This is a genomic window from Mucilaginibacter polytrichastri, from assembly GCF_001911425.1.
Lineage (GTDB): Bacteria > Bacteroidota > Bacteroidia > Sphingobacteriales > Sphingobacteriaceae > Mucilaginibacter > Mucilaginibacter polytrichastri.
The window spans coordinates 2,310,480-2,326,684 of sequence record NZ_MPPL01000001.1 but is presented as its reverse complement, the minus strand read 5'-3'; the positions used below and the strand labels follow the sequence as shown (position 1 = coordinate 2,326,684).

The following is a 16,205-nucleotide window of genomic DNA, read 5'->3' as shown; positions in this document are numbered from 1 at the left end:
AGGTTTTAAAAATTGGTTAACGCAATGTAGCTGATTTGTAAACAATTACCAACAATGAAAAACTGATGCGTGTAATTGCCGTTATTTGAGTTATGCAGAAACTGGTATTACTACGACACGGGGAGAGTGTATGGAACAAAGAAAACCGTTTTACAGGCTGGACAGATGTAGACCTGTCTGAAGAAGGTTTTGCCCAGGCCAAAAGAGCCGGACAGCTACTCAAAGAAAATGGATTTACATTTGATATAGGCTTTACATCTGTATTAAAACGTGCCATTAAAACCATGCATATTGCTTTGGATGAACTGGATATGCTTTGGATCCCGGTAGGAAAATCGTGGCGGCTTAATGAGCGCTTTTACGGTGCATTACAGGGCCTTAATAAAGCAGAAACCATAGAAAAATATGGCGAGGAGCAGGTGCATAAATGGCGCCGGGATCCGCTTGAGCACCCACCTGCAATTACCGAGGAGGATGAACGCTTCCCCGGCCATTATCTGCGCTACAATGATTTAACTTATCGGGAACTCCCGCTCACCGAAAACCTGAGCGAAACCATGAACCGTGCCTTACCTTTCTGGCACGAAAGCATTGTACCCGCGCTAAGGCAAAATCAAAAAGTGATTATCTGCGCGCATGGTAACAGTCTGCGTGCATTGGTGCAGTATATTGACAACTTAACGGACGAGGAGGTCTCCAACCTGGATATCCCAACCGCTACACCCTGGGTATATGAACTGGATGATAGGATAAACCAGATCAGGCATTATTACTTGAAATAATATTGTGAGCCCACAGATAGTAAAACAATAAATACCCTGTAGCAAAAGCACCTTTGTACCCGTAACCCTATTACAAATAATAGGATGAGGGTACATAAATTATTAGCTTTAACAGCCGCAGTTGTGTTATTAGGGAGCTGCAAAAAAAGTGAACTTAAATCATTAAAGTTAAATGGTACTTATAGCGGCCAGTTTAGCACCAGGAATAATCCTTTAACAAATAGTATAGTTGAGTCGCTGCACAGTGTTACCGTTAAATTTTCGGGAAGTAATTATCAATCGACAGCCAATCCGGACTATATGCCGGCAGGAGGGCAGGGTTCATTTTTGACAAAAAATGATGAGATAACCTTTAGAGATACCACCGTACACACTGCAAATTTTGATGCCAACCTTGTTTTAAATGGCACTTACAATTACAGCACCAAAGGCGATAGTTTGCTGATTGTAAAGCAAATCAATTACGTATTTTATACCTATAAGCTTAAACGGCAATAAAAAAGGGTTCGATACAATCGAACCCTTTTGCTGATATACAAATTATTTGTTCTATCAGTCTTTAATCTTTGTCTGTTATTTATCCAAAGTAAATCCCCAGTCTTTGCCCTTATCTACGGCAGGTACGCCTTTTTCTAACCAAGCCGGCATTGGTGCGCCTTTCAAAAAGTGATCAAAATACTGTGCTTCGCGGATAGAAATATCTTTGCGATTTTGGCGTAATACCAGGTTGTGGGCTTCGCCATTATACTCTAATAACCAAACTGGTTTACCCAGACGGCGCAGTGCAGTAAACATCTCGATACCCTGGTACCATGGAACAGCACCGTCGGCATCGTTAGACATGATTACTACAGGGGTTTGCACTTTAGGTAACTGAAATAGCGGCGAGTTTTCGATATACAATTGCGGATTGCTCCACAAATCTGTACCGATACGGCTTTGAGTTTTTTCGTATTGAAACTCGCGGCTTACACCACTTTCCCAACGGATACCACCATAGGCCGAAGTCATGTTGGCAACAGGGGCACCTGCCCATGCAGCAGCATACATGTTGGTTTGGGTAATTAAGTAAGCCACCTGATAGCCACCCCAGCTTTGGCCCTGGATACCAATATGTGCACCATCAACCCATGCGTTTTTCTTTAAGGCCTCAACACCAGAGTTAATAAACTCAACTGCAGATGCGCCCGGATGGCCGGTTTCGTAACTGATATCCGGCGCGAACACCAGGTAGCCATTACTTACAAAGTAAGAGATAGGCAAGCGTGATGGTGTTGGTGCTGCCGGGATATATCCATATAAACCATCGCTTAATTTCTCGTAGAAATAAACGAGCATCGGGTATTTTTTGTTCGGATCGAAGTTTTCTGGTTTGTACAGTATCCCGTCTGAATGGTAACCTTTAGGCGTGGTCCAATGAACCAACTCGGCAGTACCCCAGTTATATTGGGCCTGCTGCGGATTAATATTGCTTAATCGGGTTTCTTTCTTCAAATTGTCAGACACATACAGATCCGGCGATTGTACATAGCTTTGTTTGGTGTAAATAAATACATCACTGTTTTTTGCTTTTTGCAAGGTGCTGTAAGCAAACGGAGCTATTACAATTTCTTGCGGAGCAGCGGTTGTGCCGAATGATTTTTTATAGAAGCCCCATTGTTTGGTTTCATCGTTTTGTACCAGCATCCAGTAAGGTTTGTTAACCGGGATTGCTTTCTCCTCCTCACTTGCTGCGCTGAATCCTCGTTCCAGCGGTACACCGCTGCGGAAGATCAGTTTATTTTTGCGGCCTACGCCGTTGGTAAAGTTGGTAGCAGCGCCTGTTGCCGGGTCTATGCTCCAGATATCGTAACGATCGTAAATTAATACAGCTTTGTCGGCGGTGGTCCAGCCTGCTAATCCATAAGCATTGGGGTCGTCCGGCACGTCGTTATCTTCTTCGCCCAGTTTGGTGCCAGTAGTAGCGGTAAGGTTGGTTTTTTTACCGGTTGCAATACTATAGCTAAACCAGTTTTGAGCCTTAGGATCAAACCAAACTACATAGTTACCTCCCGGAGAAAGCTGGTATCGACCTTTAGAACGCTCGCTGATCTGTTTGCGCTCACCAGTTTGGGTATTAATTAGCCAGGCACTAAAGCGGCCTCCGCCTTCCCATTGCGATTGGATACGGGTACCGGTATCGGTTATACCTAATACATACTTAGCATCGTTATTAGCAGCTACTGCAACATCCTGTATACCCAAGTCTGCCAGTTGAATTAGTTTATTACTTTCTGCAGGTGCAATTACCGCGAGGTAATTACGGCGTAATTCGCGCTGCAAATTTTTAAGCTGTTGCGGTTGCAGGTAATCGTCTTTATAATTCCAGATATCCAGCTTAGCCACCTCGAAATCAACAATGGTAGTATCGGCTGCTTTAGGAATAGGCGCCGTACCGAAGAATAATTTAGCTCCGCTTTTGCTGAAATAAACACGACCGTCGCCGCTCACCGCCCATTTAGCAGGCATACCTTCAGAGGCAGGTGCAGCAATAACTTTAGCGCTATCAATACCTATGGCGTAATAGTAAAGTTTAAAAGGTTTAACCTGTGCTTTTTCTGGGTTCTTCTCGGCTGTAAAGGCCAGTTGTTTCCCTGTTTCATCAAAAGCGATGTTTTTGTAAGTACCACGGCCATTGCTAATGTCTTTCAGCTCATCCTTGTCTATATCATATACATAAAAAGCCGATTTTACGTCTTTAGATTTTTTTGGTGCAGTAACAGAGAAAGCTAATAGTTTGCCATTTTTAGCTAGCTGGTACTCAGTTACAAATTTAAAAGTACGTTGCTTGCCGTTTGGTAATTGTAACACGGTTAAGTTACCTCCGTCTTTGGTTGGCGGTGCAATAGTTGTCGCGATGGCTTTTTTAGAAGTATCGCCCGCCGCTGGTTTTTTAACGGTATCGGCAGGGGCAAGGTAGGCAATAACAGGCGCTGACTCTGCCATTTTGAATGATCGTACAGCAGGTACTTTGGTCACCGTTTTACCGCCCAGGGCTATGTAGCCTAAAGTATCTTTAGGCATGTCTTCGGGCTTTTTCTTTTTAATTTTAGCCTGGCGGATATCTTTATAGAACGGGCGGATCAGGAATACCGCATATTTAGAATCGCCGGTAAAGCGAACTGTATCGGCCCGCTGAACTTTAAACGGAGCCTTATTTTTGACATCGGTAATGGTTAGGTTGGCATCGCCTTGCTGAGGTTTAACCACGTAGGTAGCCCATTTGCCATCATTACTGATCCGTTCGTTGGCTACGCTTTGCCAGCCATCATACACAGAATGATCAATCGGTTTTTTGGATGCTTGCTGGGCATTGGCACCATAGGCTGCCGCAATACCAAGCGTAAGCAGTAAGAATTTACGCATAAATCAAGTTCAATTATCAATTAAGAGATTAAATATCTTAAAAATTGAACTCGTTTGTAGTAAGTGATTAAAAAGTTACATTAAGGGAGGTTAAAAGTGAAAGGGAAAAGGTGAAAGTAGGAAACCCTTTTGCTTTTCACCTTTTTCCTTTCGCCTCAACTCAAGCCATCGCTTTATTTAACGCTAGTATTGCTTTATCAAAATCATCTCGCGCTACCAAAAACTGGATGTTCACTTTGCGCAGTGCAAAGCCGCAGCTTTTAATATTGATACCATTTTCGGCAAATGCGTGCGCTGATTTTGCTAATAACCCGGGTTGATCCATATTAGAACCGATAAGGCACACCATGGCCATGTGTTCAACGGTAACTTTTTCAAACTCGTCTTCCAGTTCCTGGATCAGTTTTTTGCTGAAATCTTTTTCCCAGATCACAATAGAGATACTGTTGGCGCTGGTTGCCTTAAAGCTGTAACTTACCCCGTGTTTGTAAAACAACTGCATGATCTGTAAATCCGAACCCACGTTGCCCACCATCAGCGGGTCGTAAACATCAATCATCATTACTTTCTTAGTTCCGCTAATTACCTCTACCCGCTTGTGCGGAGAAATATAATCCTGGGTGATTAGGGTACCCGGATGCTCCGGCTCGAAAGTATTTTTAATCCGCAGATTAATGCCATTGATCTCCAGTGGTTTTGATGCTTTCGGGTGAATGGCTTCCATACCGATATCAGCTAACTGATCGGCTACATCGTAATTGGTGAACCCAATAGGCGAGCAGTTATCTATCCCAACCAAAACCGGGTCGGCGGTACATAAATGGTATTCTTTGTGAATGATGGCTTCTTCCGGCTTTACCGCAACTGCAATTTTACTGAAGGTAACCTCAGAGTAACCACGGTCAAATTCGCGCATAATACCTTCGGTGCCTTTGGCATAGCCGGTTACAATACAGATGGTTTTCTCAAAATCAATATCCTTAACCGACTTTTTAATCCGCTGATCGATGGTATAGGAATGATGGTCGTCAAAGCCGCTCAGATCAACCAGGGTGGCATTGATGCCCATGTTTTGCAGGATATTGGTAAAATTATAAGCCGAATGACTTTCACCAATAGAGGCCAGGATTTCTCGCGCGGCCAATAAAATACCGTCTTTGTTTACATAACCCGAAGCCAGAATGTTAGATAAGTTATCCAAATACCCTGCGGCTTTTTTAATGTGGTTCTCGATATACTGATCGGCCACGGGTACGTTTAAACCCAGGCCAGCATAACTTTTGTTAATTTCTTTTAAACGGGTAACCAGTGTTTTTAGTGGCTGATGGAAATTTTGAAAATTAGCCAGCTTATGGTAAACACCCGGTTTGCCTGTTTTTTTATCTTCAAGCAATAAATTTGTAACGCCAGAGAAAGCAGACACCACAAATATGCGGTTGTATAGCTGCTCATCTTTACGGTTAAATACAATGATGTTGTCAATTACATCTTGCAGGGCAGTCATGGATGTGCCCCCAATTTTTTCTACAGTTAACATTGAAATAGTTGTCAGTTGTCGGTTATCTGTTGTCAGCTTTTTATAGTTATCAGTTGTCTGCTGTGAGACTTACTGACAACAGACAACTCACAACAGACAACACATTTAGTCGTTCTTATATAATACGCCGGCCTTTTCTGCCGACATTTTAATCCCCTTAATCATAGCCGAGCTAAAGCCGTTGTGCTCCATCTCATTTAAGCCGGCAATGGTACAGCCTTTTGGCGATGTAACCTTATCAATTTCCTGCTCAGGGTGTGATGATAGCTGCAATAACAAGTCGGCAGCGCCTTTGGCCGTTTGAGCAGCCATTTTAAGGGCATCATGCGCATGGAAGCCAATTTCGGTGCCGCCTTGTGATGCCGCGCGGATAGAGCGCAGGAAGAAAGCTATACCACAAGCACAAAGTGCAGTTGCCGAAGTCATCAGCTCTTCATTGATCTGGATGCTTACACCCACGGTATCAAACATCGATTTTACCAGGGTAAGGTTCTCTGCCGATGCATTGCTGCTAGCCAAACAGGTCATTGACTGGCCAATGGCAATTGCCGTGTTTGGCATAGCGCGTACCACTTCGATATCAAAGCCCAAATGGTTACATACATCCTGGCAGTTTACGCCGGAAATTACGGAAATGAGTAAGTGCTTTTTAGGATCAAGTGACGGTTTAATTTCGTCTAGCAACTTATTGAGTTGCTGTGGCAAAACAGCCAGCACAATAATATCAGCTTTAGCAACGGCTTCTGGATTGTTAGCTGTGGTGTTATAACCCAACTCGGCATAAGGCTGTAGCGCTGCTACATTACGGCGTGTTAAAGTAATATTCTCTGGCTCAAATATGTTAGCCTTTACCAAGCCTTTGGCCAGTGACAGGCCTATGTTACCGCTGCCTAAAACGGTGATATGTTTTGTGTCCATGTTATTTGCTTAAACGTGTACCAAATGGTTTGTTTTTTTGTAAGGTACTTAATTCATCTGCCTTACCAATAATTACCGCCTTTACACCGCACGATATTGCTGTAAAAGCATTATCCAGTTTGGGTAGCATGCCACTATGTATAATCTCTGCTTTTTTCAATTCCTCATACCGGATAGGGTCAATCTCGCGGATTAGTGAGTCCTCATCATTAATATCCTGCAGCACCCCTTTTTTCTCGAAACAATAGATCAGCGTGGTTTCGTAATGCTTGGATAAAGCAACTGCAAGGGCAGAGGCAATGGTATCGGCGTTTGTATTCAGCATCTGGCCTTCGCCATCATGGGTAAGGGCGCAAAAAGCCGGCGTAAAACCTGCTTCCATTAAACGGCTGATAGCATCTGCATCAATTGACTTATCGTCCAGATCGCCCACAAAACCATAATCTATCGTTTTTACAGGGCGTTTAACCGCGCGGATAAAGTTACCATCGGCACCGGTTAAGCCAATGGCATTGGTACCGAAACGCTGCAGCTGGGCTACAATGTTTTTATTGATTAACCCACCATAAACCATAGTTACCACACGCAGGGTTTCAATGTCGGTTATGCGCCGCCCATCTACCAGTTGAGACTCTATACCCATGGTTTCGGCAATTTGTGTAGCCACTTTACCGCCACCATGCACTAATATTTTATGGCCTTTAAGCGCAGTAAAATCTTTTAGAAAATGGTATAAATTCTCTGAGTTATCTATTACGTTGCCACCAATTTTAATGACATGGAGTTGCTTTATATCAGCCATTTTATTTAGCTAAGAATGAATTAATTACAGTGAACTCTTTTTCTGGTTCTTCTACTTGTGGGTTATGTCCCGATTTTTCGAACATTACAAATTGGGCCTGCGGGCAGTATTCTTTATACTTTACCATCATCCAGGGTACAGCCACACGGTCGTAGCGGCCACCTATTATTAGTATGGGCATTTTAAGATTTTTCAGTTGCTTGCGGTAATCAAACGTGCCGATATCGCTGCCAACAATAAAGTCGCCATCTTTACCCACCATCTGGTAGTAAAGTTTGCTGTTCATGGGGTTAGGGTAGGGCTTATTACCCCCGCCTTCAAATTTAGACGGGTTGTAGGCATACAGAAAACCATAAGGTACGCGGCCATATATTTCCTGATGTTTGGCATCGCTTGATATAGCCCCTTGCTCGCGCAGTTCGCTTAGCTCCTTCCAAACTTCGGGGTAATTGGTTTTGATCTCGTGGTTAGAATTGTCGTCGTTTTCTTGCCACATTACAAAGCTGTGAAAGGTATCGGCTAATATCAGATGGCTCAGATGGGTAGCATATTTAACGGCATAACCTTGTGCAACTACACCACCATAAGAATGGCCTAATACGGTTATTTTGTCTAATTTGAGGGCTTTACGCAGGCCTTCGATGTCTTCAATATCGCGTTCGAGCGTGTATTCACTTACTACTTTAGCAGTATCAGATTTACCACGGCCAAATGCATCAAAGTAAATTAACTGATGATGGTTATCAGCCAGTTTATCAAAACTTCTTAAACCAAGATGAGCACCGCCGGGGCCGCCTGCTATAAATATAATTGGGTCTCCTTCGCCAACGGTAACTACCCATAATTTGGCACCATTTACATTAATGTACTTGCCGTCTGTCCAGCTGTCAACCGTTTTTTGCTGTGCAATTGCGGCGAAGTTTAATAGTAGTCCTGTCAGTAATAAGTAAATGTTTTTCATAAACGTTTAAATCGCGGCTAAAATACTAATTATGCATAATCAATTTCATAAAATTGGTTTTTATGAAACATAAGTTTGTGGCAGGGGTTAAAAGTGTGTCAATTGAATTTTTAAAATAGCTGTATAATCAATATATATGAATTTATCACAAACCACACCCGGGCTTCCCAGAATAGTAATTGTTGGCGGCGGGTTTGGGGGCATCCAGGTGGCTAAAAGATTGTCTGGTAAACCGGTTGAAGTAATTATGCTGGATAAGCATAATTACCACACCTTTCAGCCCTTGCTTTACCAGGTTGCCATGGGCGCAATTGATGGCGATTCTATCGGTTTCCCGATCAGGCGGATGTTTCACAATCAAAAGAACTTCACCTTTCATTTGGCCGAAGTAAAAAAGATTAACGCCGAAAGCAATACCATTACAGCCGACATAGGCGAGGTTAAATATGATTACCTGGTAATTGCGACTGGTGCCAATACCAACTTTTTTGGTAATAATGAGGTAGAACACTTTAGTTTGCCGATGAAGAATATCCCGGAGGCATTAAACATTCGTAGCTTAATATTGCAGAATCTTGAAAAGGCATTGGTTACCGATGACCCGTTGGAGAGCGAAGCTTTGCTTACGTTTGTAGTTGTGGGTGGTGGTGCCACAGGTGTTGAACTTGCCGGTGCCTTAGCCGAAATGCGTTTACACATGCTTACTGCCGATTATCCACAGCTAACCCCTGATAGGATGCGGGTTTTTATAGCCGAAGGCAAACCTGTACTGCTTGGTGCTATGTCGCCGGAGGCATCGGCCAAAGCCAAAAAATACCTGCTTGATAAAGGTGTAATTATTTATAATGATGTACACGTACAGCATTATGATGGCGATTGTGTGCAGATTGATAATGGTGTAAAAATTAAATCGCGCAATGTGTTTTGGGCAGCAGGTGTAAAAGGAGAGGTGCCCGAAGGTATCCCCGCAGAAATTATTGCCCGCGGACAACGGATACAAACAGACGAGATTAACCGGATAAAGGGCTTTCAAAATGTATTTGCCATTGGTGATGTGGCTCTTGTAACCACTCCCGAAACACCTAACGGCCATCCCGGTGTGGCACAGGTTGCTATACAGCAGGGTAAACAGCTTGCTAAAAACATTTTGAACCTCATTAACGGTAAGCCTACCCAGGCATTTAAATATGCGGATAGGGGTACGCTGGCAACTGTTGGCCGTAACCAGGCCGTGGCAGATTTGGGCAAAATAAAGTTTCAGGGCTTTTTTGCATGGGTGCTGTGGGTTATTGTACACATTATTTCATTGGCGGGTTTCAGCAATAAACTCATCGTGTTTTTTAGCTGGGCTATAAATTATTTCACTAAAAATAGTGACAATAGATTGATAGTAAGGTTTTTTGATAACAAGACCAGGATGGTTGATCCAATTTCTAAATAACTAAATTCAATTTTAGGTGTTACAGCATATATAAAGTGTAACACCTAAAATTAAAGGATGAATTTATTTGTAATTATAGCCTTATTGGTAATTGTAAGTGCAGGGTATTCTTACATTAATGCCCGCTTTATTAAACTTCCGGTTACGATAGGTGTTATGACCATCGGCACTATCGTTTCTATACTGATTATTGTTCTTGATCGCATTAATCCCGTTTTCCAGAAATATCTGACTGCGCTTGCTAAAAATATAGACTTTTCTGAAGCCGTATTAAATATTATGCTGGGTTTCCTGCTTTTTGCAGGGTCGTTTAACCTCGATACTGACAAGCTGAAACGCGAAATGCGCCCCGTGCTATTGCTAAGTACTATAGGTGTTATTCTTTCTACAGTAGCGTTTGGGTTACTGTTTTATAGCGGGATGCGGTTGTTTGATATTAAGGTACCGCTTATTTATTGCTTTTTATTTGGTGCTGTGGTGTCGCCAACCGATCCTGTAGCGGTATCGGCTATCATTAAAAAGACTAAATTGCCTTCACATCTTAGTACCATTATTACCGGCGAATCATTGTTTAATGACGGGGTAGGTTTAGTACTGTTTATTACCATCCTGGAAATTATCCAAACCAACAGTACCAAAATTGATATGATGCAAACCGTGATTTTGTTTTGCCGCGAGGTATTTGGCGGCATTGCGCTGGGTTTAATCTGCGGGTATTTTGTATATCGCTTAATGAAATCGATCACCGATTTTCAAACTATTGTACTGTTGTCGCTTGCCTTGGTGATGGGTATTTCACTCATCGCTACATACTTGCATTTGTCAGTCCCATTGGCGGTGGTATCGGCGGGGATCCTTACAGGGATTCGCTCTATCAACATCAATAGCAAAGAAACCTCTCATCAATCGCTCGAACGGTTCTGGAAACTGATAGATGAGATCCTGAATACGATATTGTTTGTGATGATAGGATTGCAGATCATCGAGCTGCCATTTTTGAATAACTACTGGATAACAGGAACAGTTTCTATCGTTTTGATACTGATTGCCCGGTGGATCAGCATTACCTTACCGCTCACTTTTTTAAAGCAATCACTTAATATCAGATACAAGGATGTAAACATATTAACCTGGGCTGGTTTACGCGGTGGGATTTCGATAGCACTTGCTTTGTCATTACCACATAACAAATACAGGTACATTATTTTAGCCGGAAGCTATTTTATAGTACTATTCTCTGTTATTGTGCAGGGTTTGTCGCTAAACAAACTCATTGGCAGAAGTTATAAAAGTAAAGAGGAAGAAGAATTACCTGCCTGATTCTGGCTGTTTGGCCATGTAAGCAGCTATCTCTTTTTCATTATCACTATTACCTGCATTAAATGTTTTAATGATGTTTTCTTTCTCCGTAAGGGTTCTATTCTGGCTTAACTTTTTTTTGCCTTGAAGATCATCAACTACAATATTAAAAGCAGTAATGCCTTTTGCCATTTTAAGCTTAAAATCTAAGGGCAGGGTAGCCCATTGGGCCAGGTAAGCGGTATCATTATAAAAACGGATCATCTCTTCGAGCATCACCAGTTTGGCTTGCTCATCTTCAATCAATTCTACTTTTCCGTAAGCGTGTACAGCCAGGTAATTCCAAGTGGGCACGCTGAGTTCTTTCTCGTAATGGGTAGGAGAGATGTAGGCGTGAGGCTCTGTGAAGATTACTAAAACCTTGTCGTTTAACAAAGTTTTAGATTGTGGGTTAGCTAGCGCGATATGTGAATTAAGGATCAACTCTTCACCGCGCAGCTTTATGGTAAATGGAATATGTGTAGCAATGGGAAAACCATTTTCGGTAGTAACCAGCGTACCAAAGCTGTAACGCTCGATAAAATCAATCGCTTCCTGGTGATCGCTGATCTGAAAATGTTTGGGTACGTACATCGTTTACAAGTTGTGTAACATTTGTTTTAACACGGCTTGCGCCGCCCATACACGGTTGCCCGCCTCGTGAATTACTATGGAGCTATCGCTATCTAATATCTCGTCTGAGAGCTCTACATTGCGCCTAACCGGCAAGCAATGCATAACTTTAGCATCGTTAGTCGGGTGTAGTTTATCTAATGTAAGCATCCAGTCTTCATTACCCGGCAAAACCTGGCCATAAGGCTCGTAAGCCGACCAGTTTTTTACATAAATAAAATCAGCGTCCTGCAATGCCTCATCCTGATTATTAGTGATCGTTGCGCCATTGGTAAAATCGGTATTCAATTCATATCCTTTTGGATGAGCGATCACGAAATCAACATCAGCCTTGCACATCCACTCGGCAAATGAATTTGGTACCGCCTGTGGCAACGCCTTAACGTGCGGAGCCCAAGTTAAAACCACTTTAGGGCGGGGTTTAGTCTTTAATTCTTCTATGGTAATTAAATCTGCCAAACTTTGCAACGGGTGGCGGGTAGCAGATTCTAAACTCACAACCGGCACACCGCAATACTTCACAAACTTGTTAAAGATTGATTCACTATAATCCTCGTCACGGTCTTTTAAACCAGGGAATGAACGGATACCAATAATATCACAATATTCGCCCATCACGGCAGCAGCTTCTTTAATATGCTCAACAGAGCCGCCGTTCATAATGGCACCGTCCTGCAGTTCTAAAGCCCATCCTTCTTTGTCCATATTAAGCACAATAACGTTCATGCCTAAGTTTAAGGCAGCTTTTTGTGTGCTTAAGCGGGTACGCAAGCTTGGATTCAGGAAAACTAAACCAATGGTTTTGTTTTTACCCAGATCCTGAAATGTATACGGATTTTGTTTAAGCTTCAAGCCTTCGGCTACAAGCTCATTGATATTAGTAACGTCGTTTACAGAAGAAAAAAGTTTCATAAAAGCCCCTCCCAACCTCCCCTGAAGGGGAGGAGGTATATTTTGATTATTTTACTAAAGTTGAAAATGCCTCTAAAAACCTATCGGCATAAGCTTTGGTTAAGTTAAGCGCAGGCAATAAGCGAATTACGTTTGGTTTGGCTTCGCCGGTAAAAATATGATGCTTAAACAGCAGGTCTTTCTTAACGTTGCTTAACTCGGCAGGTAAATCAATACCGATCATTAAACCACGGCCGCGTACTTCTTTAACTTCGCTGAATTTTTTAAGCTCTTCAATTAAGTATCCGCCAACTTCGGCAGCGTTTTGCATGAGGTCAAATTCAGACATCTCTTCCAATACAGCTAATGCCGCAGCGCAAGCCAAATGGTTACCGCCGAAAGTAGTTCCCAATATACCATAAGCAGGTTTAATTTTGGGCGCAATGCTGATGGCCCCGATAGGGAACCCATTGCCCATGCCTTTAGCCATGCTATAAATGTCGGCATTAACGCCGGCAAAATCGTGCGAGTAGAATTTACCTGTACGGCCATAACCACATTGTACACTATCGGCAATAAACACAGCATTGTGAGTATCGCAAAGGGTGCGGATCTTTTGCAAGAAGCTTTCTGCAGCTACCTGGATACCACCAACACCTTGGATACCTTCGATTATGACTGATGAAATTTCATCTTTATGGTCAACAAAAGCTTGCTCTAAAGCAGCCTCATCGGCCCAAGGCAAAAAGATAACGTTTGGCGTTTCATTAACTGGTGCAACAATCTTAGGGTTATCGGTGACCGCCACAGCCAATGAAGTACGGCCGTGGAAAGCGCCTGTAAATGCAATTACTTTCTTTTTACCATTGTAAAAAGAAGCCAGTTTCAAGGCGTTCTCATTAGCCTCGGCACCAGAGTTACAAAGAAACAGTTGGTAATCTGTTTTGCCAGAAACCTCACCCAACTTCTCGGCCATTTGCTTTTGCAAAGGGATTTCGATAGAGTTAGAGTAAAAACCGATCTGATGTAACTGATCTTCCAATCGTTTTACATATCGTGGGTTAGTGTGGCCTATAGAGATAACAGCGTGACCGCCATATAAGTCTAAATATTCAGTTCCTTTATCATCAAAAACTAAACTGCCCAGTCCTCTCTCTATGTTAATCGGATTGATAGGGTAAACATCAAATAAGTTCATTTCCTGCGTTGAGGTTAATGGTTAAAAAATATATTAAAAAGCTACGGCTTTAAGTCTGAGACCGGCGGTCTCGTCCAAGCCGAATATTAAATTCATGTTTTGTACTGCCTGGCCAGATGCGCCTTTCAACAGGTTATCCATAATGCTGATGATGAAAAGCTTATTACCTTTCTTTTGCACCTGGATAAAGCATTTATTGGTATTCACAATCTGTTTCAGGTCGATGTTACGGGTGGTTACGTGTGTGAATGGATGACCAGCATAATATTCTGTGTAAAGCTTAACAGCTTCTTCTTCGGTTAAATCACTGTTCAAGTACATTGAAGCGATGATACCACGTGTAAAATCGCCGCGGTATGGAATGAAATTTACTTCTTGATCGAAACCACTTTGCAATTGCGTAAGCGATTGTTTAATCTCCTTTAAATGCTGGTGATCAAATGCCTTGTAAACAGACAGGTTATCGTTTCTCCAGGTAAAGTGCGACGTAGGCGCAAGGCTCTGGCCTGCACCTGTAGAACCTGTGGTAGCGGTAATATGCACTTCACTTTTCAGTATGCCTTTAGCAGCTAGTGGTAACAAACCCAACTGTAAGCAGGTTGCAAAGCAGCCTGGGTTAGCAATGTTGGCTGCAGTTTTAATGGTTTCGCGGTTTAACTCGGGCAAGCCGTATACAAACTGACGTGCTGAATTATCGGTGCCCGGATAGTCGATAGTAGATTTCTCGGTATGGCGAAAATCCTGACTCAGGTCGATGATTTTTACACTGGCCGGGAAAGGATTAGCATCTAAAAACTTACGTGCATCACCATGGCCAACGCATAAAAATAATACATCGATGTTATAGTTGTACTCACCAGTAAATTTCAGTTCGGTTTCGCCGAAGAGGTCGGTGTGTACCTCGTGGATATAGTTACCGGCGTTACTGTTGCTGTGTATAAAAGCAATTTCTACCGATGGGTGGTTAATCAGGATCCGCAATAACTCGCCGCCGGTATAACCCGCGCCGCCAATAATTCCAGCTTTTACAATTTTCTGTTTAGACATTGTATTTAATTTATGGCTGAACTGTTAAACAGTTCAGCCAATTGACAAGAGCTTTATTGGCCCCCGTTTACTTTATGATAGATCATTACCTGGTTACCGAAGATCTTAGAGAATCCTTTAACATCTTCGCCGCTCCATGAATTGTTCATTTCGCCGTAAGTACCAAACTTGTTCGACATTAAATCGTGGTTCGACTCAATACCTGTAACCTGGAAACGGTAAGGGAATAACTGTACAAATACTTTACCGCTTACTTTATCTTGTGTACTAGTCAAAAACGCTTCGATATCACGCATAATTGGGTCGTGGAATTGGCCTTCGTGTAGCCAGTTGCCATAGAAAGCAGATAACTGATCTTTCCATGAAAGCTGCCATTTGGTTAATACGTGTTTCTCTAGGGTATGGTGCGCTTTGATAATTACCATCGGTGCCGCAGCCTCGAAACCTACGCGGCCTTTAATGCCGATGATGGTATCACCAACGTGAATATCGCGACCGATACCGTAAGGCTGTGCAATTAATTGTAAGGCCTGGATTGCTTTTGATGGGTGGCTGTATGTTTCGCCATCAATGCCAACCAGCTCACCTTTTTCAAAGGTTAACTCAATGTTTTTAGGCTCGCTTTCGGTAACCTGTGTAGGCCATGCTTCTTCCGGTAAACCTAAGTTAGAAGTCAGGGTTTCTTTACCGCCTACAGATGTACCCCAGATACCTTTATTAATAGAGTATTTAGCTTTCTCGAAGTTCATCTCTACACCATGCTCTTTCAGGTAAGTGATCTCTTCTTCGCGGCTCAGTTTTAAATCGCGAATAGGGGTCATGATCTCTACACCCGGAATCAGGATATTAAAGATCATATCAAACCTAACTTGGTCGTTACCTGCGCCGGTACTACCGTGTGCAACATACTCGGCACCAATTTCTTTGGCATAATTAGCAATTGCAGTTGCCTGGCTTACACGCTCGGCACTTACAGAAAGCGGGTAGGTGTTGTTTTTTAATACGTTGCCATAAGTTAAAAAGCGGACGCAGGTATTGTAAAAGTTTTCGGTTTCGTCAACCACGTGGTGCGAGGTAACGCCCATTTTAAAAGCACGTTCTTCAACGCCTTTTAATTCTTCGTCGCTAAAACCGCCGGTGTTCACAATTACAGAGTGGACTTCGAGGCCCAAATCCTGCGTTAAATAAATGCAGCAAAAAGAGGTATCCAAACCGCCGCTGTACGCAAGTACTACTTTTTTCTTCATGGTTG

The 16,205-nt window shown here is 42.7% G+C and carries 14 protein-coding genes; 4 read left to right on the top strand and 10 right to left on the bottom strand.

What is annotated here, in order from left to right; genetic code table 11:
* Positions 1 to 92: 92 nt before the first annotated feature.
* Positions 93 to 782: a 2,3-diphosphoglycerate-dependent phosphoglycerate mutase gene (gene gpmA, locus RG47T_RS10015; RefSeq protein WP_074489286.1), complete on the top strand. Its 690-nt coding sequence runs from the start codon at positions 93 to 95 to the stop codon at positions 780 to 782.
* A gap of 84 nt (positions 783 to 866) precedes the next feature.
* The gene (locus RG47T_RS10010; RefSeq protein WP_074489285.1) at positions 867 to 1,280 is read left to right on the top strand and encodes a hypothetical protein; all 414 of its coding nucleotides are present in this window, start codon (positions 867 to 869) and stop codon (positions 1,278 to 1,280) included.
* 75 nt (positions 1,281 to 1,355) lie between these two features.
* On the opposite strand, the gene RG47T_RS10005 is transcribed toward RG47T_RS10010, so the two are convergent.
* From RG47T_RS10005 to RG47T_RS09985, 5 genes are all read right to left on the bottom strand, one after another.
* Positions 1,356 to 4,187 carry a S9 family peptidase gene (locus RG47T_RS10005; protein ID WP_074489284.1) on the bottom strand — a complete coding sequence of 944 codons (2,832 nt, stop codon included), beginning with the start codon at positions 4,185 to 4,187 and terminating at the stop codon, positions 1,356 to 1,358.
* A 160-nt stretch (positions 4,188 to 4,347) separates the two neighbouring features.
* Positions 4,348 to 5,724: an aspartate kinase gene (locus RG47T_RS10000; protein WP_074489283.1), complete on the bottom strand. Its 1,377-nt coding sequence runs from the start codon at positions 5,722 to 5,724 to the stop codon at positions 4,348 to 4,350.
* 105 nt (positions 5,725 to 5,829) lie between these two features.
* Positions 5,830 to 6,642: a pyrroline-5-carboxylate reductase gene (proC, locus tag RG47T_RS09995; protein WP_074489282.1), complete on the bottom strand. Its 813-nt coding sequence runs from the start codon at positions 6,640 to 6,642 to the stop codon at positions 5,830 to 5,832.
* Position 6,643: 1 nt separating this feature from the next.
* Positions 6,644 to 7,444: an acetylglutamate kinase gene (gene argB, locus RG47T_RS09990; protein WP_074489281.1), complete on the bottom strand. Its 801-nt coding sequence runs from the start codon at positions 7,442 to 7,444 to the stop codon at positions 6,644 to 6,646.
* A gap of 1 nt (position 7,445) precedes the next feature.
* The gene (locus RG47T_RS09985) at positions 7,446 to 8,405 is read right to left on the bottom strand and encodes an alpha/beta fold hydrolase (protein WP_074489280.1); all 960 of its coding nucleotides are present in this window, start codon (positions 8,403 to 8,405) and stop codon (positions 7,446 to 7,448) included.
* Between the two features lie 136 nt (positions 8,406 to 8,541).
* Between RG47T_RS09985 and RG47T_RS09980 the strand changes: the two genes are divergently transcribed.
* Both RG47T_RS09980 and RG47T_RS09975 read left to right on the top strand, forming a co-directional pair.
* Entirely contained in the window at positions 8,542 to 9,846 is a 1,305-nt protein-coding gene (locus tag RG47T_RS09980) for an NAD(P)/FAD-dependent oxidoreductase (protein WP_074489279.1), read from the top strand.
* A gap of 57 nt (positions 9,847 to 9,903) precedes the next feature.
* Positions 9,904 to 11,166 (top strand): cation:proton antiporter, encoded by a 1,263-nt coding sequence (locus RG47T_RS09975; protein WP_074489278.1) that lies wholly within the window; start codon positions 9,904 to 9,906, stop codon positions 11,164 to 11,166.
* Here the strand turns inward: RG47T_RS09975 and RG47T_RS09970 are convergent.
* From RG47T_RS09970 to argG, 5 genes are read right to left on the bottom strand one after another with little or no spacing between them, the layout of a single operon-like run.
* The gene (locus RG47T_RS09970) at positions 11,155 to 11,778 is read right to left on the bottom strand and encodes an FMN-binding negative transcriptional regulator (protein WP_074489277.1); all 624 of its coding nucleotides are present in this window, start codon (positions 11,776 to 11,778) and stop codon (positions 11,155 to 11,157) included. The genes RG47T_RS09975 and RG47T_RS09970 overlap by 12 nt on opposite strands.
* A gap of 3 nt (positions 11,779 to 11,781) precedes the next feature.
* A complete protein-coding gene (locus tag RG47T_RS09965) occupies positions 11,782 to 12,729 on the bottom strand; it encodes a Rossmann-fold NAD(P)-binding domain-containing protein (protein WP_074489276.1) in 948 nt (315 codons plus the stop codon).
* A gap of 46 nt (positions 12,730 to 12,775) precedes the next feature.
* Positions 12,776 to 13,906, bottom strand: a complete 1,131-nt coding sequence (locus RG47T_RS09960; protein ID WP_074489275.1) for an aspartate aminotransferase family protein — start codon at positions 13,904 to 13,906, stop codon at positions 12,776 to 12,778.
* A gap of 33 nt (positions 13,907 to 13,939) precedes the next feature.
* On the bottom strand, positions 13,940 to 14,953 hold the full coding sequence (gene argC / locus RG47T_RS09955; protein WP_074489274.1) for an N-acetyl-gamma-glutamyl-phosphate reductase: 1,014 nt from the start codon (positions 14,951 to 14,953) through the stop codon (positions 13,940 to 13,942).
* Between the two features lie 53 nt (positions 14,954 to 15,006).
* A complete protein-coding gene (gene argG / locus RG47T_RS09950) occupies positions 15,007 to 16,200 on the bottom strand; it encodes an argininosuccinate synthase (RefSeq protein ID WP_074489273.1) in 1,194 nt (397 codons plus the stop codon).
* Positions 16,201 to 16,205: the final 5 nt, after the last annotated feature.

Coding starts and splice junctions, on each gene's coding strand:
- gpmA (WP_074489286.1), top strand. CDS start 93: ATGCAGAAACTGGTATTACTACGACACGGGGAGAGTGTATGGAACAAA.
- RG47T_RS10010 (WP_074489285.1), top strand. CDS start 867: ATGAGGGTACATAAATTATTAGCTTTAACAGCCGCAGTTGTGTTATTA.
- RG47T_RS10005 (WP_074489284.1), bottom strand. CDS start 4,187: ATGCGTAAATTCTTACTGCTTACGCTTGGTATTGCGGCAGCCTATGGT.
- RG47T_RS10000 (WP_074489283.1), bottom strand. CDS start 5,724: ATGTTAACTGTAGAAAAAATTGGGGGCACATCCATGACTGCCCTGCAA.
- proC (WP_074489282.1), bottom strand. CDS start 6,642: ATGGACACAAAACATATCACCGTTTTAGGCAGCGGTAACATAGGCCTG.
- argB (WP_074489281.1), bottom strand. CDS start 7,444: ATGGCTGATATAAAGCAACTCCATGTCATTAAAATTGGTGGCAACGTA.
- RG47T_RS09985 (WP_074489280.1), bottom strand. CDS start 8,405: ATGAAAAACATTTACTTATTACTGACAGGACTACTATTAAACTTCGCC.
- RG47T_RS09980 (WP_074489279.1), top strand. CDS start 8,542: ATGAATTTATCACAAACCACACCCGGGCTTCCCAGAATAGTAATTGTT.
- RG47T_RS09975 (WP_074489278.1), top strand. CDS start 9,904: ATGAATTTATTTGTAATTATAGCCTTATTGGTAATTGTAAGTGCAGGG.
- RG47T_RS09970 (WP_074489277.1), bottom strand. CDS start 11,778: ATGTACGTACCCAAACATTTTCAGATCAGCGATCACCAGGAAGCGATT.
- RG47T_RS09965 (WP_074489276.1), bottom strand. CDS start 12,729: ATGAAACTTTTTTCTTCTGTAAACGACGTTACTAATATCAATGAGCTT.
- RG47T_RS09960 (WP_074489275.1), bottom strand. CDS start 13,906: ATGAACTTATTTGATGTTTACCCTATCAATCCGATTAACATAGAGAGA.
- argC (WP_074489274.1), bottom strand. CDS start 14,953: ATGTCTAAACAGAAAATTGTAAAAGCTGGAATTATTGGCGGCGCGGGT.
- argG (WP_074489273.1), bottom strand. CDS start 16,200: ATGAAGAAAAAAGTAGTACTTGCGTACAGCGGCGGTTTGGATACCTCT.